The sequence below is a fragment of the Hymenobacter profundi genome, from assembly GCF_019334315.1.
GTDB classification, from domain to species: domain Bacteria; phylum Bacteroidota; class Bacteroidia; order Cytophagales; family Hymenobacteraceae; genus Hymenobacter; species Hymenobacter profundi.
Map to the genome: position 1 here is coordinate 1 of NZ_JAHWGL010000010.1, position 19,844 is coordinate 19,844.

The following is a 19,844-nucleotide window of genomic DNA, read 5'->3' on the forward strand; positions in this document are numbered from 1 at the left end:
TCTTAAATAGATATGCCGATTACCCCACCCCCAGCCCACACTCGCTTGATGCGCGACATCCTCCGGGAGAGGGGTGCGTTCTAGTGGTGAGGTTGTAAATGGTGAACGGTAAATCATTTACTCTTCACAAGTTCACCTTTCGTCTGGCACCCCTCTCCCGGAGGATATCGCGCATCAAGCGAGTGTGGGCCGGGGGTGGGGTCACGGGGGTAAGCCTCCTTACCCCCACAGCGCGTACGCCACCCGAAAGGTGTTGCAATGCGCGTCTACAATATCGGCGAGGCGCTCGGAGTAGCCGCCGCCCATGCTCACGGCCACGGGTAGGCCGCGTTGTTGGCACAGACCCAATACCAGTTCGTCGCGGCGCTGGCAGCCAGCTTTGGTGAGGGCCAGCTTGCCCAGCTTATCAGTGGCCAGCACATCTACGCCGGCTTGATAAAACACGAAGTCTGGCTGCACCTCGTCGAGTAGGCGGGGTAGGGTGTGGCCGAGCAAGTCGAGGTAGGCGGCATCGGTGGTGCCTAGGGGCAGCGGTAGGTCTAGGTCTGATTGCTCTTTGCACAGTGGATAGTTGGCCCCGGCGTGCATGGAGAAAGTAAACACGCGCGGCTCATCGCGGAAAATGCTAGCCGTGCCGTCGCCCTGGTGCACGTCCAGATCCACGATGAGCACCTGCCGAGCCAGTTGGTGGTGCAGCAGGTAGGCGGCGGCAATGGCCTGGTCGTTGAGCACGCAGAAACCCTCACCCCGGTCGGCAAACGCGTGGTGGGTACCGCCGGCCAGGTTCAGGGCCACGCCTTCGCGCAGGGCGTGCCGCGCCGATTGCAGTGTACCCGCCGAGCTACTGAGGGAGCGGAGCACTAACTGCGGCGTTTGGGGTAGGCCCAGCCGCCGCACCTCCGCGGGGGAGAGCTGCTGGTCGCGCACCTTGCCCCAATAGTCTGGTGTGTGCACCCGCAGCACGTCCTCTTCGGCGCACAGGCCGGGGTCATAAAAATCATCGGGCGGCGCGATGCCTTGCCACAGTAGTTGCTCCCGAATGAGGGCGTACTTGGCAATGGGAAAGCGATGGGTAGGGGGTAGGGCAAGCGTGTAGCGGTCGGAGGTAGCGAGGCGGGGCATGGCTCCCTACAGACGTAGCGACGCGCAGCGGTGTTTCGTTATGGAGCTATTGGCGTTACTGTAGATTCCTACACAATGTATATTGGGCGTGTGCAGATGCATGCTTGCGTCTCGTCGCCTGTGTTGTGTAGGGTTTGTTGTTCAACAACGAGACGATGCGTCGCTACACCACAATAATGTAAGCGCGATAAATAAAAAGGGGTGCCAATTAAAATACACTCTTTTAATACGATATTCAGGATAGATAAGCGTGGGTAAAACTGGAATTACTAAGCATGTATTAGTCGAATATAAAATTTATAAAATATTTTTTATTTGACTATTGACTTATAAAATAACCTTCTTACCTTTGACACGTTCAAAGCACAAAATACAAATAATCCCAACGACTTCACTCGTCATGCAGCGCCATTTTAATCAATACCCCATGCCATTAAGCTCGCTGGATAGCAAGATCCAGCCGGGGGTCGGCGCGCATACCACAACGTGAGGTTTCACCGATAGAAACTACACAGTGCGAAACGCCCGAATCCCACCAGATTCGGGCGTTTTGTTTTATCTCTACCTACTAGTTTACTCCTAACTACCTTACTGTTATGTTACCGATCCAACTCCTTTCGCCCTCTTTCCCAGCAGATGTTTGCTCTTATTACATCGATAGCAACTCGTGGAAATCAGTCGATAGCTGCCCGCGAAAACGCGGGTAATTACTCTTGGTGATTTATTACTAGAGGTAGTAATAAATAAAAAAAATATTTCCTGTGAGTGAACAGCTAAAAAAATAGCTGATAGGTAACCTATTGTCTTGTTTTAAATAAATCTGTAACGGTAATTAATTAAAAATTGCCGAATGATTTTGTGCACCCTTTTTACGCAAATTATTATGTACGACGCTTTTCGACTTCTGCTTTATCCGGTGGCTTCTATGCCTGCCGCATCACCTACTTCTTTATTCGGTAATCGTCCCCGCGAGGGCACCCCCGACCGATGGCTAACCGCTACAAACCCTTATCCCACGAAGCCTGGCAAGCTGAACAAGCAGTAATTATTCTAGCAGCCTCGCGGCGTCTCGACTGGCGCCGCTGGTCGGCTACCCAGCAGGTAGAGTACCTGTGCTCCTTCAATGGGTCGTTGCCCGTGGTGGAGGCCCACTTGGGCGCTGGCTCGGTGCTAGTCGAATTCTACCGCAATTGCCTGCACAACCGTTCTAATGCGGAGCAGCAGCAGTGCAGGAAAGTACTCTTAGCCCTAGCTTATAAGCGCAGCGAACTGCTGTGGCGCCCCGAGCTAAGCGTTGCGCTGGCCGCGCTGGTTCGGTTTTACCCCCAGCGCTGCCGCGAACTGGCCGAGTGGCAACCCCGCAGCCGCAATCCGTTTCGGCAGCTGGAAAGCCTGGTGCGGCACTTGTTCGACCAATACGGCGACCTACCCACCTGGGTGCTGAATGCCTGGACAGCCAATCGGCTGCATGATGGTATCAACATCGCCGACCTGACGACGCATTTGGGGCGGGGTGGCGCCCTCCGGACGTTTCACAAGCTGCCGGTACCCCTCACTCGAAAGCTGGAACATCATCTGCGCCAAGCCCCAGCTAACTACACTTTTCTGGAAGCGTTGCGCTATGCTCAACTGGCCGTTCGCAACCAGTTGGCGTGGCTAGGACCAGTGCTCGACTCGCGCCTTGGGCGTGGAATCAGCCGCGACGACGAGTTTTATCTACGCGTAGTCGATTTTTTTACGGCTGCTCCGATGGTTGACCCGCATCAGTTTGGGCCGGTGTGCGACTGGATTCACCAGAAGCGCCGGGTAGGCATCGGCGACGAGCCCGCTCAACCCAGCTTCTCGCTGAAAGGTAGGTCGATGGCGGGGGTGCTGGCCCACACGGCTAAGTGGCACCGCCAGTTGGCCCGAGCGCGCAACAGCCCCGATTCTCGTCACCCTCAGGAGACATTTGCCTCCACCTGGGAGCCGCTACCCGTGCCCAACTTCACGGGTGGTGACAGGGGGCAGGTGCGCATCACGCAACTAAGCAGCTACTGGGAACTGATGGATGAAGGAAGTACTCTGCACCATTGCGTGTCGTCCTACCTAAACTCCTGCCGGCGCGGACGGTGTGGTATCTTCTCGCTCACCCTCAATGGCGTACGCACGCTTACCCTGGAGGTGCTGGCCAATCGCACCATCATACAAGCCCGCGGCAAATACAACCGCCGCATCACCGATACCGAGTATGTGTGGGTGACCCGCTGGGCCGCCGAAGCCCGCCTGCTGATACCAAAGCATCTGTTTGATGCCGGTAGGTAATACCTGCTCGTCGTGTCGAGTACCAGGAGACATCCTGCGTGCCGACGACGATGCGCTAACCTTTTGATTATTTGATTTCTATGTGTTTCAATACCCACTCCCACAACCACTCGGCGCCTACTGCCGTGAACCACGAAGGCGCGCCTGCTTACCAACTCACACCGCAGCTGGAGCTGTACGCTGCCGTGGCTACTGCGGCCCTCAGCAACCAGTTCTATGAATCGGCCGGCACGCGCTTGCAGCGGTTGCGCCAGCTAATTGCCCAGAACGACCCGCAGTTTGTGGCTCGGTTGGCGGTGTACGCCCGCGAGCAGCTGCACCTGCGCTCGGTACCCTTGGTGCTGGCCGTAGAGCTGGCCCAGGTGCACCGCGGCAACGACCTCGTGAGCCGCCTAGTGGCCCGCGTGGTGCAGCGCGCCGACGAAATTACGGAGGTGCTAGCCTATTATGCTGCCGCCAACCAGCGCCAGGGCACCAAAACCCTGAACCGCCTCTCCAAACAGGTGCAAAAAGGTCTGGCCTTAAGTTTCAACCGTTTCGACGGCTACCAACTGGCCAAATATGATCGCGCCGGCCAGGTACGCCTCCGCGACGCCCTGTTTCTGGTGCACCCCACCGCCAAAAGTCCCGAGCAGCAAGCCCTGTTCGACCAACTGGTACGCGGCGAGCTGCCTACTCCCTACACGTGGGAAACCGAGTTGTCGGCGCTGGGGCAGCAGGCGTTTGCTACGGATGAGGAACGGCAAGCGGCCTTTCGGCAGAAGTGGCAGGAGCTGATTGGCAGCGGCAAGCTGGGCTATATGGCTCTGCTGCGCAACCTGCGCAACATCCTGGAGGCCGACGTATCGGGCGCGGCGGTAGCGCAAGTGTGCGCTACCCTCGCCGACCGCACAGCGGTGGCGCGCAGCAAGCAGTTGCCCTTCCGGTTCTTGGCTGCCTACCGAGAGGTAGTGGGCCTCGATGCGGGTTTGCTCCGGCGTGCGGCAGCGGCCATCGGCATCGGCAGTAGCAACGGCTACGTGCCCGCAGTGCTGGCGGCGCTGGAAACGGCCATCAGCCACTCGGCCCACAACCTGCGCGGTTTCGATGCTAATACGCGGGTAGTCATCGCCTGCGACGTGTCGGGCTCTATGCAACAGCCTGTGTCGGCGCGCAGCAAAGTGCTGCTCTACGACGTGGGACTGGTGTTAGGCATGTTGCTACAAAGCCGCTGTCAGCACGTGGTAGCGGGGATGTTCGGTGATACCTGGAAGCGAATGAGCCTGCCCAAAGGCTCGGTGCTGCGCAACGTGCAGGAGCTCTACCGCCGCGAAGGCGAGGTAGGCTACAGTACCAACGGCCACTTGGTGGTGCAAGACCTGCGTCAGCGCCGAGAGGTAGTCGAGAAGGTGATGATCTTCACCGACTGCCAGCTCTGGGACAGCCGGGGCAACGGCGATACCCTGACCGCCGAGTGGCGCGCCTACCGCCGTGCGGTGGCTCCGCAGGCCCGCCTCTACCTCTTCGACCTGGCCGGCCACGGCACGGCGCCGCTGGCAGTGCGCGAGCAGGATGGGGTAGCCCTCATTGCCGGCTGGTCCGATAAAGTATTCGACGTGCTGGCGGCGCTGGAAAATGGCGGCTCAGCACTGACCGAAATCGAGAAAATCGACTTGTAATCTTACAAACGCGGCCCAGGGAGCGGCAGACAAGCAAGCGGCTGCCGCTCCCTCCCGAAATACATCCACTTGTATGAAACGCTAAAACAACATCGTTCTACTCTATAGGCAAGGTGCCGTAGATGGGCGCTACTTCGTGGTTATTTCTTCGGCATAGTAGGGGCAACCCCTACAACCGCCTGCGGGTTCGATTCCCGACTCTGCTACCCAGCGGAGTAAAGAAAATGCCGCCCGCCGCCTGTTGCCCTTGCCAACGGGGAGAAAGAAAATACCGTGTTGGGTGTCGTAGCGGAGCGTTACTTCGGGTCGCGGGTTTGAGTCCCGACTGCTCTTCGGGGGTAGTAGCTCAGCGGGTAGAGCAGAACGGCGTTTTGCGCTGTGTCTTTCGCTCCACGCTTTGTTGCCCCAACATTCTTTTTGCATCGGGTGCCGTAGGGTAGCCATACTTCGCACTCTTAATGCCCAGGTTGCGGGTTCGAATCCCGCCGGTTGGTACTAGCCAATCGTAGCTCAACTGGCAGAGCAGGACTGGAGGCTGCGCGCTTGTTGCCCCGGTGCTTTTGTTTATATCTGACAGGTGCCGTAGCGAAGCCTTACTTCGTTTGGGACGATGGGGTCGGGGGTTCGAGTCCCTCTTGCCGCAAGGCAGTATCTCAGGTGGTTAGAGCACATAGGGCTTCGTGCTTGTTGCCCTGTCAGATGGTTATAAAAGAGAAAGGTGTCGTAGATCAGCCTTCCTTCGTTCTGAAAAAACTCAAGCGGCTGGTCGTTTCTTACCCTTGCTCTTTTCTCACTCACCAGATGCCGTAAGTCCGCGTTACTTCGACCTGTCACGTCGGCTATCAGCCTTGCGCGAACCGCCTGTTGCTCTGGTACCAGTAGGCAGCCATTCAATCATTCAATAAGCAACCATTTAGCATAATGGCACAACAACTACGCGGCAACGACCTTCGCCAACTGGGATTCCCGGAAGGTCGGGCCATTGGGCTGGCGCTGGCACAATTGCAGCGCAAGCACCTCAAAAAACTTTCGCACACCGAGCAGCTGGCCTTGTTGCAACACCTGCTCGCGAACCCTAACGACTACCTCACCCACCTCGACTGGAGCCACACGGCGGCGGCCTTGCTGCCGCCCCCATCGCGCCACATTGCCCTGGCCGAGCGCAAGCCCTACGCCTTGTTCGGGGCCGAGCACATCGACCAAGGCGCCATCCATCAGATGGAAACGGCCATGAAGCTGCCCGTGACGGTGGCCGGCGCCCTCATGCCCGACGCCCACCACGGCTACGGCCTACCCATTGGGGGCGTGCTGGCCACCGATAACGCTGTGATTCCCTACGCCGTGGGCGTGGACATTGGCTGCCGGATGGCGCTGTCGGTGTTTGCGCTGCCGCCTAAGCACCTGGAGCAGCGCGTGCAGGAGCTGCGCAAACTGCTGATCGACAACACCCGCTTCGGCAACCGCGACGTGTTCCGCCACGGCCAGAAGCTGGACCACGCCGTGCTCGACCGCGCCGAATTCCAGGAAATCAGTTTTCTGCGGAATAAACTGGACACGGCGGCTACCCAAATTGGCTCGTCGGGCGGCGGCAACCACTTTGTGGAGTGGGGTGTGGTGGATATCCTCGACCCCGCCAACGAACTGGGCGTACCGGTGGGGCAGTATCTGGGGCTGTTGTCGCACTCCGGCTCGCGGGGGCTGGGCGCCAGCATCGCCAATCACTACACCAAACTCGCCAAAGATGTGTGTCAGCTGCCCACCGAGGCACAGCACCTGGCTTGGCTTTCCCTGGAAAGTGAAGCCGGCCAAGAATATTGGGCTGCCATGAACTTGGCCGGCGACTACGCCTCGGCGTGCCACCACCAGATTCATCAGCGCCTAGCCAAAGCCTTGGGTGAGCGGCCCCTAGCAAAAGTGGAAAACCACCACAACTTTGCTTGGAAAGAGCGTCTAGCCACTGGGCAAGAGGTAGTGGTGCACCGCAAGGGCGCCACGCCGGCCGGCGCGGGCGTGCTGGGCGTCATCCCCGGCTCCATGACGGCCCCCGGCTTCATTGTGCGGGGTAGGGGTGAGGCAACGTCGCTGGCATCGGCCTCGCACGGGGCCGGGCGGGCGATGTCGCGCACCCGCGCCAAGCAGGAATTAGGCGAAGCAGACGTGCGCCGCTACCTGCAACAGCACCACATCGAGCTGATTGGGGGCGGGGTAGACGAGGCCCCTCAGGCCTACAAAGACATCCACGCCGTGATGGCCAGCCAGCACGATCTGGTGGATGTGTTGGGTACCTTCACGCCGCGCATCGTGCGGATGGAAGGCGGCGTGTAACCCTTGCTAGTAAAAGCATGAAAAAGGCACGGATACCTAGGTATTCGTGCCTTTTGTGTGTTGTTCTACATGAAAACGTACGATAATGCTGCGCAATTATCGTGTTTCGGAACCTACCTGTGCTACACCGCACGCTGACTGCGGCGCCGACAGTGTAGTAGGCGCTTAGCACAGGGGTAGGAGCGGGAAGATGATCGGGTGGTGGCGTTACAGACGGAAGAGGTAAGAATGACCCCACTGGAAAGCAGCAGCAGCGCTAAGGCTGTAAGCGTAAGGGGCGAAGAAGTGTTTGAATTCATAGGGTAGGAGGTAAAGAGCGGAAGCTTATCAAGTAGGTATCAATAAGGCAGAAAGCAGTGTGCCATAGAACACAGTTAGAGTTGCTGCGTAACCGCCAGGAAGTAGCAAAAATTATAAAAAACCTAGTTCATTGTAAAATACGAACTTATGCGCTTCCTGGTTTAGCTATAGCGCAAACTGACTACGGCTCGACCGGCAAGCCAACTTCACGCCATTTTAGTCACAGATTAGAAAGATGCTGTTTTACCTTTCTTTTGACCATGGCAACTGATTTGGCCACGGCAGCTGAGCTGTACTCTGTTTACAGAGGTTGCCGCAGCTGTCGGAATAGATAAGCATAAAAATCTTCTTTTCGCACGTTTACGGCCATTTTCACCCATTGCCCCGAGCTGGGGGCGCGGTGGGTATTGCCGGCGCTGGCGCCCATGGGCGTCGCTTCCAGCTCTACCATTTCAAAGTCAAAGGCCTCTGGAATAGCGAGGTAGCTCGTCGTCAATACGTCCCACATAAAGTAGGTGTACTCGTAGGCCGGAATAGTATCAATGGTAGTGGCCCAAAACTGTCCGGCTAGATTGGAGAAAAAGTAGTCCGACTGCTGGGCCAGCTGTTGCAGAAAATCGAAGCTGACGGGCACGTGGTTGGTGGCATCCAGCGGCACGATGGTAACGGGCAGCCCCGCCCGAAACAGCTTGTGCGCCGAAATCGGGTCCCAGAACACATTCCACTCCGCGGTGCCGTTGTGGTTGTACGTCTTCACGTTACCGATAACGTCCACCGCGCCACCCATCCAGACCACCTCGCCCACCTTGGCTGCCAGGGTAGGGTCCTGTTCCAGCGCGTGCACTAGGTTGGAGCACGGCCCCGTGAGCAGCACCGTAACCGGGCCAGGCGCGGTGGCCAGCTTGCGCCGGATAAAGTTTACGCTGTCGTCGTAGTGGGCCGCGCCTGGGGTGTCTACGTTAATCATGTCCGGCAGCGCGTTTAGAATCTTGGGCTTGGCCCGCCAGTCGGAGGGGAAGGCATTTACGCCGTGGTAGTTGCCGCCGCTTACCTCAATATCCGTGCGCTGGGCCAGCGCCAGCAGCTTGTGCGTGGTCAGCAGGGCGGTTTCCAGGTAGCAGTCGGCGGGCGTTACGGAAATGCCCAGCAGCTCAATGTGGGGCATGTGCAAGAGCAGGAGCAGCGACAGAAAATCGTCTACCCCGCCATCATGGTCAAACAAAACATACTGCTTGGGTAGGTGTATATCAGGCATATGAAGAGAATGGGTAAGGGAAGCAACCTATGCAGTAAAGGTGGAGTGCTTTCATTAGAATACAGCTGGGCGCGAGCTAGGCAGGCATAAAAGTAGGCGCGGTAACCAGACGCGGGCAGCTTCAGCCTCTGCCACCAGAAAAAGCGCTACACTACTACCTGCACGGCATCGCCTACCCGAATGGTACCGCCGTGCAGAATGCGGGCCGTGAGGCCGCCGTGGCCGCGCATGGCATTATAGCCGCCCGGCCCCAGCTCTTCTTCCATACGCGAGCAGGGGTGGCACTCGCCCGTAATTTCCAGCACTACCTCGTCGCCAATGCGTACCTGTCGGTTTTTCAGCGCCAGCAGGTTCAGGCCGCGCACTACTAGGTTGCGGCGCAGCCGAGCCGGGTCCACGGCTTCCGTCAGTCCCAGGTAGCCAGCCACAGCGGGCAGGTGCTCGGCCTGAATAAGCGTAATCTGCCGCTTGCCGCCGGGCTTGGGGCGGGCATGGTCGCCGGAGAGGTGGCGGTCGGTTTCCACGGTAGCTTCCTGCATGGCTACCATCGGCGCACGGCGCACCGGCCGAATGCCAATCCACTCCAACTGGCCCACCTGGGGTAGGGTGTTCAGCAAACGGGCAATTGTTGATTTATCGTCTCCGACGAAAGGAAAAGGCATGGGCGGAAAGCTGTAGAAGATGTAGGAAAACGGCGTCGGCGGCAAGATACGGGACCTATTGCCAGCGTGCGTGTCTCTGTATGTGTAAAATAGGGGCAAGACGGTTTTGCCCAATGAAATTAGGTTAACCCCGGCCGTAATTGTGCGTACATAGAGGCAGGTCGGCCACAGGATGCGTAGGTAGTTTACCACGCATTGGTCTACTCTTCCAAACTGTTTACTGTCTTATCATGGCCCTTCCAAGCACCAATAAAAAGGCTCCCGTAGCCGCCAAAGCCGCTCCTGCAAAAGCAAAAGAGAGCAAAAACGCCGTTGCAGCTCCTAACCCGGCCGTCAACGTACAGCCTATCCTGAATCAACAACAAAATGCGCCGGCTCCTATCCAGAAGTACGGCACCGTATCGCAGCGCCTACCCATTGGGCTGAGCGAGGATGTTCGCCGCGAAAGCGTGGAACTGCTCAATCAGCTGCTAGCTGACACGTGCAGCCTGCGCGACATGTACAAGAAACATCATTGGCAGGTAGTAGGTCCTACCTTCTACCAACTGCACTTGCTGTTCGATAAGCACTACGAAGAGCAAAGTGAACTGGTAGACACCATTGCCGAGCGCATCCAGATTTTGGGTGGCGTGGCCGTAGCAATGGCTGCCGACATTGCCGAGCTAACTAGCATCCCACGCCCACCCCGCGACCGGGAAGAAGTGCCCGTGCAGATCTCGCGTCTGCTAGAAGCTCACCAGATCATCCTAGGACAGTGCCACGACATTGCCAAGAAAGCCGATGATTCCGGTGATGACGGCACCAACGATATGGTAATCAGCGATGTACTGCGCGCCAACGAACTGCAAGTATGGTTCGTATCGGAGCATTTGGTAGAAGCGCCGCTCACCCAGTCGGAATAGTCTTACCCTACTTATAAAAAGGCCCCTGACCGGTAGTATTGGTCAGGGGCCTTTTTTGTAAGTATGTGCGAGCCATATTGCTTAGCCGGCTATACATTGCGTTTGTAAACGCTTTATAATGACAGAAGCAGGTAGTGCGAAAAAAATATTAATCTGTTGCAGGCTGATAATGAGCCGAAAACTACTGTTTAACCAATACGACAAGAGAAAAATACGCCTCAGGACTTGCATGGCCGATGTCATCCTCCTACTTTTGTGCCCACTTCGCCGCCTCAGCGAAGCCAGAAGCTTGCTTTTGGACCCAGAAGTTGTGTTTTTCTAGCCTACTGCGCACGTGGTGAAACTGGTAGACACGCCATCTTGAGGGGGTGGTGCCTTCGGGTGTGGGAGTTCGAATCTCCCCGCGCGCACTTCAACAAAGTCCGACCTACATAGGTCGGACTTTTTGTTTGTAGGTAGTATGCAGCCAGCCGCTTGCATCTGTAACTACGCGAAAGGGCGCTTCACCTACTTACTGGTTACGCGCCTACGCGCTCAAACGGATTACCGGGCACTACCAGTACCACCCGCTCGCGTTCTACCACTACGGCGCCCGATGCGGCGCCTTTGGGCTTGCGTACAAACTTCTTGGGTGTCACGGTAACGGGACACAGCGAGTCGTGCTGGCGGCGCGAGTACCACGCGGCCAGCTGGGCAGCACGTTCTACCACAGGCTCGGGAACCGGCTGACCCGACCGATGCCGAATCACCACGTGCGAGCCGCTCACGTCTTTGGCGTGCAACCACAAGTCGTCTTTATGCGCATATTTCTGCGTGAGTAGGTCGTTGTTCTGGGCGTTGCGGCCCACCAGAATCGTAAAACCGCTATCCGTAAACACCTTAAACGGCAACTCGTTGCTTGTGGCTTTGGCTTGGGTAGCCGGGTCGAGGCCGTGCTGCTTGCGCCAGGTACGGAGCGTGCGCAAGTCAGCCAGATCAGCTAATTCCTCCAGCCGCTCCAGGCACCAAAAGGCTTCGGTTTCGCGCTGCTCGATGCGTTGACTGAGCTGTTGCAGCTCGATTTGCTGGTTTTTGGCTTTGCGGTAGAGGTTTTGAGCCGTGCGCTGGGGCGTTTCGGTGGGCTTCAGCTTGATAATGCGCGGCTGATTATCCTGGTAAAAATCAATGACTTCCACCTGTGCCGCCCCAACCGGAATCTGGCTTAAGTGGGCCATAATCAGGTCGGCAGTTTGGCGGTATCCGGCGGTATGCTCCAGTGCATGGCGACGCGTGCGCGCCATCTGGGCGCTGGTGCTGGCTTCCTCGGCGCGCTTCTCCAGCGTCTGGCGCACCTGGCGCATCTCCGTCTCATACGCCCGCCGACTCAGGAAAAGCGGTACAAACTCGCGCAGGGTCGCAATGGGGTCGGCGGCGGGTAGGGCTTGCAGTACCTCCCCGAGGGGCAGCAGGCTCAGGCGCGTACGACCATCCAGCAGCACAATGTAGAAGTACGCAGGCTGTTCCAGTTGCCGGATAACAGCCTGTATTAACTCTTCCCGCTGGGGTAGGGGCGCGGCGTCGTAGCCGTGGGCGCGCAAGTAGCGGGCAGGTAGGTCGCTGAGGGCGGGGTAGCGACGGAGTGGGTCGGCCTCGTGGGAGCGGGTGCTGGTGTCCGGCGCCGCGGTAGGGGGTAGGGGCTGAATGTCGGCGTCGGCGGTATAGCGCTGGTGAAACAGCTCGGCGGGCGCATCCAGGGTAGGGCGGAAGATGGCGTTGGGCCTGGGGCCGAATAGCTTCAACAGCAGGGTAGCGCCGTCGGTGAATGTGAATTGCAGAATCCGGTCCTGCGGCAGCGCATCCACCTGGCCTACCTCGCGTCCCAACAAATCGGGTAGTAAATCCACGGAGTTTTGCCGGGCGCGGTGGAACGTCTCGGGCAGAGCCAGCGCCGGAAACGCCGCCGATAGTTGGGCTTTCAGCCAGAACTCAGCCGCGCCGTTGGTCAGACCAAGTACCAATTCATCTTTCTCCTGCGAGAAGCACGTAGCTACCCGATAGCCTGCTAACGCTTGGGTCAGGGCAGGAGCAAGTAGGCGCAGGAAGTAGTAATTGGTATGCAATAGAATTGCCGTTAGATCTGCTCTAGGGTATGGCGAGTCCGCTCACTTTCTATATCACCAGTATTCACCGTTGACTGTGGCTCGATCATCATAATCCAAGTTTCCCCTTCACTATGCGGACGATGATCTGTGCCACGAGGCACTACCAGTAACTCACCGGGGTTGATTTCGGCGGTTTGACCATCGCGGAAATCAATGTACAATCGGCCTTTCACAACTATGAACAGCTCGTCCTCCTGAGCATGATTATGCCAGATAAATTCGCCCTGCACACGTGCGATTTTAATATGCTGGTCGTTCAACTCTCCAATAATGCGCGGATTCCATTGATCGGTGAATTGCGCAAACTTATCCTCTAGCTTAATGACATTCATAGAATGGTGGCGTTGTGCTGCTACAGTAAATAAATGTATTCGTGAGAATGATCTGCTGATGCTTTAGTCTATACCCTAAAGCAGTCCTAATCCAGTATTATCTGCAACCCATCATACGCCAGCCGCACAAAGTCTGGCAGCGTTGCTTCTACCTCGTGGTGCAGGCCTAACTGGTGACTGATGTGGGTAAGGTAGGCTTGTTCAGGAGCCAGGTCTTCCAATAGCTCCAGCGCCTCGGGCAATGAAAAATGCGAAATGTGCTTTTCGTGACGCAGGGCGTTGAGTACAATCACCCGCGAGCCGCGCACCTGGGCCAGTGCCTCTTCCGTCAGATAGTTGGCGTCGGTGATGTAAGTGAAGTCGCCGATGCGGTAACCGAGCACGGGCAGCCGGTAGTGCAGGGCTCGAATGGGCTGAAACGGCACGCCTTCCACCAAAAACACTTCTGTGTCACTGGTAATCGGGATAGTTTTCACGCGGGGCACGCCGGGGTACTTATTCTCCGCGAAGATGTAGGCAAACTCCTGCCGCAGCTGGTTGAGCACGCGCGGCTCGGCGTAGAGTGGCATGTCGCGCTGCTGAAGGAAGTTGTAGGAGCGAATGTCGTCGAGGCCAGCGGTGTGGTCTTTATGCTCGTGGGTGAATACGAGGGCATCCAACTGCTCAATCCGCTCACGCAGCATCTGTTGCCGAAAATCCGGTCCCGAGTCAATCACAATGCTTTTGCCCGCTACCTGCACGTGCACGGCCACCCGCAGGCGCTTATCGCGGTAGTCCACCGAACGGCACACGGGGCAGTGGCACCCAATCACGGGCACCCCCTGCGACGTGCCCGTGCCGAGAAAGGTAATCTGCATTATCAATTAAGAATTAAGAATTAAAAATTAAGAAGTGAGCGTAAAATCAACAGGCATTGATACACTCCCAATGCCTCAGATTTCTAATTCTTAATTCTTAATTCCCTACCCCACATGCTGCTTCACCACGCGCACCAACGCGTCGAAGTCGAGGGGTTTAGGAAGGTAGTCGGTTACGCCAGCCTCGCGGAACTGCTCCATCGAGTAGTTGTTGGCGTTGCCAGTGATGGCAATAACCGGGATTTGCGCAATGCGCGGATCGGGGTTGCGGCGGATTTCGCGGGTGCACTCCATACCGTCCTTCACCGGAATATTAATGTCCATCAGAATGCAGTCAATCGGCTGGCTCTCAACCTGCTTAATGACTTCACCCCCATTTTTTGCCGATATGATGCGGTACTTTTGCAGCTCGAGTATTTTCTTGGTGAGGTTTAGAATAACGGAGCTGTCTTCCGCAATCAAAATAGTTTTCGAATCAGCCATGCGGGTAGTTGTGTTGAAGATGTAGGTTGGGAAAACGTGATGGATAAGATCAGATTTGCCGGTTACGGCACTTGCGTGACCTGCTGATATACGGCCTTAAACTGCGCAAAGTAACGCAGTAGGCGTTGAAAATCCTGAACAACGTTGGTCGTTTCTCCTTTCTTGAGGTCGTGCTCCAGCTCTTTAGCACCTTCGGCCAGCCGGTTTATGCCCAGCGTGAAGCCTGTGCCCTTTAACTGGTGCAAGTGCGGCAGAATAGCTTCGAAGCGCCCGGCACTTACTAGATTGCCAGCCTCGGTAAGTAGCTGCTCGGCCTCGGTTTCAAAATCGGAGTAGAGGCTGGCCGCGAAATCGTCGCCGCCTAACTGCCGCAGCTGGTTAATTACCTCGGTATCGATGCAGCCTTCCAACTCTTCGGGCGCCAGTTCCTCAGCAGTTATGGGGGTAGGCGCGGGCGCGGCGTCCACTGTAGTGGGGGCGGGCTCGGCGGGGGGTAGGGCCGTGCCCATATCACGCGTGGGCAGCACGGCTCGCTCGGTGGTGCTAGTCCAGCGGCGCAACACGGTGTAGAGGTCCTGCGTTTTCACAGGTTTCGACACGTAGTCGTCCATGCCTTCCTGCACGAACCGCTCGGCATCCTCCTTCATGGAGTAGGCCGTCATGGCGACCACCGGTGGGCACTGTTTGCCCAGGCGACGCCGGATTTCGTGCATAGCCGTCACGCCATCCATCTCCGGCATCTGAATGTCCATGAAGATGATGTCGTAGCGGTTCTTGGGCGAGTCGGCCTTGCTGATAGCCTCGAAGCCATCGGACGCCATTTCTACGTGGCAACCCAGCTTGTCGAGCAGGCGTGAGGCTACCTTCTGGTTGATAGGGTTGTCGTCGACGAGTAGCACCCGCGGCACCGACTCGAAGCGGACTACCTCCTGAGTCCGCTCGCGGGCCATCGTGCGCTGGTGCAGAATTTCCTCCTCGTTGTGGGCAACGTCGCACTGAATGGTGAACCAGAACGTGCTGCCTTCCCGCACGTGTGAATCGACCCCAATCTCGCCGCCCAGTAGATCGGCTAGCTGCTTGCTGATGGCCAAGCCCAAGCCCGTGCCGCCAAAAGCTTTGGTAGGGGTAGTATCCAGTTGGGTGAAGTTGGTGAACAGCAGCTTGGCGTCTTGCTCCGAAATGCCAATGCCCGAGTCTTGCACCGCAAAGCGCAGCGTGTGCCGCTCTCCATCGGTGGCAATAGACGACACCTCAATGCTGACTGTGCCTTGGTTGGTGAACTTGATGGCGTTGGACGTGAGGTTAGACAGGATTTGCAGCAACCGCGTTTCGTCGGTGAGGATGAAGCGTGGCGTGTGGGGCGTCACATGATACGTGAACTGCAAGTCCTTCTGGCTGGCACGGTTGGCAAACAGCGAGTGAATCTTGTCCAGCGTGTAGTACAGGTCCAGACCGTGGGCGTGCAGCTGTAGCTTGCCGGCTTGGATCTTGGACAAGTCCAGAATATCGTTTAGAATGGCCAACAGCGCTTCCGACGATTTGCGCAACGTGTCCACGTAGTCTTCCTGCTCCTCCGACGTCACCGTCTGATGCAGCAAGTCAATCATGCCAATAATGCCATTCATGGGCGTGCGCAGCTCGTGGCTCATGTTAGCCAGGAACTGCGTTTTGGCTTCCAGGGCGGTTTCGGCTTCGTCCTTGGCGCGGCGCAAATCGTCCTGAATCTGCTTCAACTCCGTAATGTCACGCCCAATGCCCTCTGTTCCGCCTGTCTGCCCCGGCGCAGGACGAGCATTGATGAGCATACTCACATAATGCCCGTCTTTGTGACGGATGGACGTTTCGAAGTTGCGTAGTACACCCTTTTCCTTTATTTCTTGCTGTAAACGGTCGTAATCGGCCGGGTCGGCGTAGTGCGAGGGTAGGTGCTTGCCAATGGCCTCTTCGGGCTGGTAGCCCAAGGCTTCATATACCGATGGGCTCACCAGCGTGACGTGGCCGTTCTCGTCGGTACGGTAGTAAATATCCTGGAACGACTCGAAGATGGCGCGGAATTTTTCTTCCTGCGCCGCCAATTCCAGCTGCGAGGCCTTGGTCTCGGTGATGTCGTGGGCCATGCCCGATATTTCCTCAAACGAGCCGTCGTCGAGGTAAATCGGGTTGAGGTAGATTTCACGCCAGGTATCGTGGCCGCGGGCATCGCGCAGGCGCACCTCAAAGCGCTGCGGATGCCCCTCAAAGGCCAGCTTGTAGTTCTCTACAAACAAGTCGCGGGCTTCTTCGGCTACCATGGCAAGGTCGGCCTGCCACAGGTTCACGTTGAGGGTAGGGTACACCCCGTTGTTGCGCAGGAAGTAGGCAGCGTAGTTGCGGTTGAAGGACGTCAGGCGCGAGTGCGTATCCACGGACCACATCAGGTGGGAGCCACTCTCGAAAATAGCGTTTAGGCGCGCATTCTGCTTATTGATCTGGACCTCATTGCGCTTGCGCTCAATAGCCAGGGCTACCTGGTTGGAGATAAAGTGCAGAATCTCAATGTCGCCCACCGCGTAGGCATCGGCCTTGTGGTAGTCCTGCACGGCTATAACGCCGATGATTCGCTCCCCGATGCTCAGGGGCGAGCACAGCATTACCTCCGGCATCACACCGTAGGCGGTAACGGACCCGTTGCCGATCAGCTCCTCCAACTCGGCCCGCAGCAAAAATTGCGGCCGCCCCGTGCGAATAATATACTCCGACACCCCCGACGAAAACGGCCGCGCCTTGGTAGGCTGTTCGTTAGAAGAGCTTTGGTCTACATAATACACAAACTGCAACTGCGTGCGGGCGTCGTCGCAGAGGGCAATGTAGAAGTTGTTGGTTTCAATAATCTTGCTCAGCTCCCGGTGAATGGCCCCGTACAGCGCATGCAAGTCTTTGGAGCTAATAGCCAGGTTGGCAATGCTATAGTACACCTTCTGCAAACGCTCCGCCTTAATGCGGTCGGTGATGTCGTGCAGAATGGCGCGGGTGCTCACGGGCTCGTCTTCCTGCCAGGCGCAGGAAATGGAACCAATGAGATGCACTGGTTTACCGCTTTTCGTCAGGAAAACGGTTTCCAACTTATTGACTTTCTCGCCCTTATACAGATTGCGCAGCTGATAGAGCAGCTTGGCTTTGTAGTAGGGGTGCACCACGTCGTTGAGCGTGAGCTGGGGTAGGTCCTCCTCCGAGTAGCCCAGCTTTTCGCGCCAGGCCTTGTTCACGGACAAAAACCGGTTGTCGACGCTCAGATTCTGAATCAGGTCGTGGGCATTGTCGAAGAAATCCTGGAGGCGGTTGCGGTTATCGTTGAGGGCGCGGGCCGTCACGTGGCGGTCCGTGCGGTCGCGCCCGATAAAGAACATACCCGTCACGTTGCCGCTCAGGTCGCGGGCCAACTCAGCGTGCCAGAACACCTGCCGGGACTTGCCGGAGCGGGTCAGAATCACCCGCTCCATATCGTCTGCCTCCTTTTCGCCCCGTACAACCACCTCAAAGTGCCGTCGCCGGGCGTCGCGCTCGGCCGCTGGCACAAAGAGAGCATGGTAATTTTTACCTAGAATCTCGTCGCGGGTGTACTCCGTGAAGTTGAGGAAAAACTCGTTGACGTCCAGGATTTTACCTTCCGGATCAATGAGTACATAAGCTTGGTCGGTGCGGCTGAGCACATCGCGCAGCTCGCGGCGGGTACGGTCGAGCAGGCCCGCTTGGTCAGGAAGGCGCTGGGCCGGCCGGGGTGCCCGCGTAATATCGCGCAGGGTAAGCTGCACATGAGCACCCATTGGGGTAGGTATACGGTGCAGGGTCACCCACCCATCGAGGCGAGATTGATTGGTGCCCAGGCCATGCCAGGTTTTAGCGTAGGTTTGGCCGGTGCGGGCCGTATCGAGCACGGCTTCACGCAGCATGATATCCGATTGCCAGAAATCTTCACCGCTGGTGCCGCCGTGGGGACGAGTAAAGCTCATCAGACCGGCCATGAGCAAGTGGTTGCGGGTAGTGCCCAGCAAGTGGACTGCCGTCCGGTTGCAGTCGATTAGCTTGCCTCGCTCGTCGTAGAGCAGCAGTGCATCGTACGCATCTTCAAATAAAGCCCGATACAAAGCATCGGCGGCAGTGGCACCTGGAGTAGCGGGCAGAGAGCGAGTAGGCATTAGAAAAGTAAAATCCGAGCGACAGGTAATGCGGCCGTAAGCTAGTAGGCGTATTTATTAAAACAGGCTAATTTCCTAAATTTGTCAAAAATAACTCAATTTTCAGGCTTCTTCCTCAGGAATTTATCCAACAAGCGCAACTAGCGTCTTTTCGAGTATGCGCTCTTTGCTCTTCGCCGTTACGACCGATCTGAATTATGACCAACGGATGCAACGGATCTGTGGTAGTTTGGCCCGGCAGGGCTACCATGTAACGCTGGTAGGCCGCGCCTGGCAACAGTCGGAACCGCTGCAATCACAGCCGTATCAACAACACCGGCTGCGGTGCTGGTTCACGAAGGGCAAGCTGTTCTATCTGGAATTCACCGTACGCCTGCTGCTCTACCTGCTGCGGCAGCGAGCCAGCGCCTGGTGCGCCATCGACCTAGATACGGCTTTGCCCGTATGGCTGCGCGCCCGGCTGGGGGGGCAGCCCTTTGTGTACGACGCGCACGAACTATTTACGGAAGTGCCCGAGGTGATGAGTCGCCCCGCGGTGCAGCGCGCCTGGCGGTGGGTAGAAGGGTTTATTGTGCCGCGCACGGCGTTGGCTTACACAGTAGGGCCAGCGTTGGCAGGAGTATTTGAGGCCCGCTACGGCCGGCCTTTCGCTGTAATTCGCAATATCAGCCAACTTACGGTGGCAGAGACAAAGGCACATTTGCCGGCTCCCGAGAGCTATATTCTCTACCAGGGCACGCTAAACGTAGGGCGCGGCCTGGAGGCGCTGTTAGACGCCATGCCGCACGTGCAGGGGCGGTTGGTGCTTTGTGGTGAGGGCGACTTATCGGCGGAGCTACGGGCGCGGGCCGAGCGGCTGGGGCTGCTGGCCTCGGGCAAGGTAGAATTTCGAGGCTACGTGCTGCCCAACGAGCTACGAGCCGTGACGAAGAGGGCGGCCGTGGGTATTATGCTGCTCGAAAACCAAGGCTTGAGCTACTATTATTCGCTGGCCAACAAGTTCTTCGACTATCTGCATGCGGGCGTGCCACAACTGATAGTAGACTTTCCCGAGTACCGAGCGCTAAACGATGTGTATGATGTAGCCGAAGTGGTGGCCCTCACGCCTGCGGCTATTGCGCACGCGCTCAACCAGCTGCTACACTACGCGCCCGGCCGCTACCAGCAGTTGGTGCAAAACTGCTTGCAGGCGCGACAGGTACTCAACTGGCAGCACGAAGAGCAGCACCTACTACAGCTGTATGCTGGTTTGTGGCCGGCCCACGAAGCACAGCCTACCCGTGGGTAGGCTGAAACCGTCGTATTTTTGCGAGACACTGTATTGTCCT

Annotated in this window: 13 protein-coding genes and 1 tRNA gene; 6 read left to right on the forward strand and 8 right to left on the reverse strand. The window is 57.3% G+C overall.

Going from position 1 to position 19,844, the window contains the following annotated elements:
* Positions 1 to 219 precede the first annotated feature (219 nt).
* Positions 220 to 1,122 carry a histone deacetylase family protein gene (locus KYK14_RS04395; protein ID WP_219157249.1) on the reverse strand — a complete coding sequence of 301 codons (903 nt, stop codon included), beginning with the start codon at positions 1,120 to 1,122 and terminating at the stop codon, positions 220 to 222.
* A 987-nt stretch (positions 1,123 to 2,109) separates the two neighbouring features.
* Here KYK14_RS04395 and KYK14_RS04400 point away from each other — a divergent pair.
* From KYK14_RS04400 to KYK14_RS04410, 3 genes are all read left to right on the forward strand, one after another.
* Entirely contained in the window at positions 2,110 to 3,426 is a 1,317-nt protein-coding gene (locus KYK14_RS04400; RefSeq protein WP_219157252.1) for a PcfJ domain-containing protein, read from the forward strand.
* A gap of 80 nt (positions 3,427 to 3,506) precedes the next feature.
* Positions 3,507 to 5,084 (forward strand): TROVE domain-containing protein, encoded by a 1,578-nt coding sequence (locus KYK14_RS04405; protein WP_219157256.1) that lies wholly within the window; start codon positions 3,507 to 3,509, stop codon positions 5,082 to 5,084.
* A gap of 921 nt (positions 5,085 to 6,005) precedes the next feature.
* Positions 6,006 to 7,409, forward strand: coding sequence for an RtcB family protein (locus KYK14_RS04410; RefSeq protein ID WP_219157259.1), 1,404 nt, complete (start codon positions 6,006 to 6,008; stop codon positions 7,407 to 7,409).
* 601 nt (positions 7,410 to 8,010) lie between these two features.
* Here KYK14_RS04410 and KYK14_RS04415 read toward each other — a convergent pair.
* Complete coding sequence (locus KYK14_RS04415; RefSeq protein WP_219157261.1) at positions 8,011 to 8,964, reverse strand: nucleoside hydrolase; 954 nt, start codon at positions 8,962 to 8,964, stop codon at positions 8,011 to 8,013.
* A gap of 146 nt (positions 8,965 to 9,110) precedes the next feature.
* Positions 9,111 to 9,626 (reverse strand): MOSC domain-containing protein, encoded by a 516-nt coding sequence (locus tag KYK14_RS04420; protein WP_219157264.1) that lies wholly within the window; start codon positions 9,624 to 9,626, stop codon positions 9,111 to 9,113.
* Between the two features lie 230 nt (positions 9,627 to 9,856).
* Between KYK14_RS04420 and KYK14_RS04425 the strand changes: the two genes are divergently transcribed.
* Both KYK14_RS04425 and KYK14_RS04430 read left to right on the forward strand, forming a co-directional pair.
* Entirely contained in the window at positions 9,857 to 10,528 is a 672-nt protein-coding gene (locus KYK14_RS04425; protein ID WP_208306997.1) for a Dps family protein, read from the forward strand.
* Between the two features lie 328 nt (positions 10,529 to 10,856).
* Positions 10,857 to 10,938 (forward strand) — tRNA-Leu (locus KYK14_RS04430).
* A gap of 108 nt (positions 10,939 to 11,046) precedes the next feature.
* On the opposite strand, the gene KYK14_RS04435 is transcribed toward KYK14_RS04430, so the two are convergent.
* From KYK14_RS04435 to KYK14_RS04455, 5 genes are all read right to left on the reverse strand, one after another.
* Positions 11,047 to 12,627 carry an NFACT RNA binding domain-containing protein gene (locus KYK14_RS04435; protein WP_219157267.1) on the reverse strand — a complete coding sequence of 527 codons (1,581 nt, stop codon included), beginning with the start codon at positions 12,625 to 12,627 and terminating at the stop codon, positions 11,047 to 11,049.
* 11 nt (positions 12,628 to 12,638) lie between these two features.
* Complete coding sequence (locus KYK14_RS04440) at positions 12,639 to 13,001, reverse strand: cupin domain-containing protein (RefSeq protein ID WP_219157270.1); 363 nt, start codon at positions 12,999 to 13,001, stop codon at positions 12,639 to 12,641.
* A gap of 86 nt (positions 13,002 to 13,087) precedes the next feature.
* A complete protein-coding gene (locus KYK14_RS04445) occupies positions 13,088 to 13,858 on the reverse strand; it encodes an MBL fold metallo-hydrolase (protein WP_219157272.1) in 771 nt (256 codons plus the stop codon).
* A 105-nt stretch (positions 13,859 to 13,963) separates the two neighbouring features.
* A complete protein-coding gene (locus tag KYK14_RS04450) occupies positions 13,964 to 14,341 on the reverse strand; it encodes a response regulator (protein ID WP_187318155.1) in 378 nt (125 codons plus the stop codon).
* A gap of 62 nt (positions 14,342 to 14,403) precedes the next feature.
* Complete coding sequence (locus KYK14_RS04455) at positions 14,404 to 18,516, reverse strand: PAS domain S-box protein (protein WP_219157275.1); 4,113 nt, start codon at positions 18,514 to 18,516, stop codon at positions 14,404 to 14,406.
* A 157-nt stretch (positions 18,517 to 18,673) separates the two neighbouring features.
* Here KYK14_RS04455 and KYK14_RS04460 point away from each other — a divergent pair, with 157 nt between their 5' ends.
* A complete protein-coding gene (locus KYK14_RS04460) occupies positions 18,674 to 19,804 on the forward strand; it encodes a glycosyltransferase (protein ID WP_219157278.1) in 1,131 nt (376 codons plus the stop codon).
* Positions 19,805 to 19,844 lie beyond the last annotated feature (40 nt).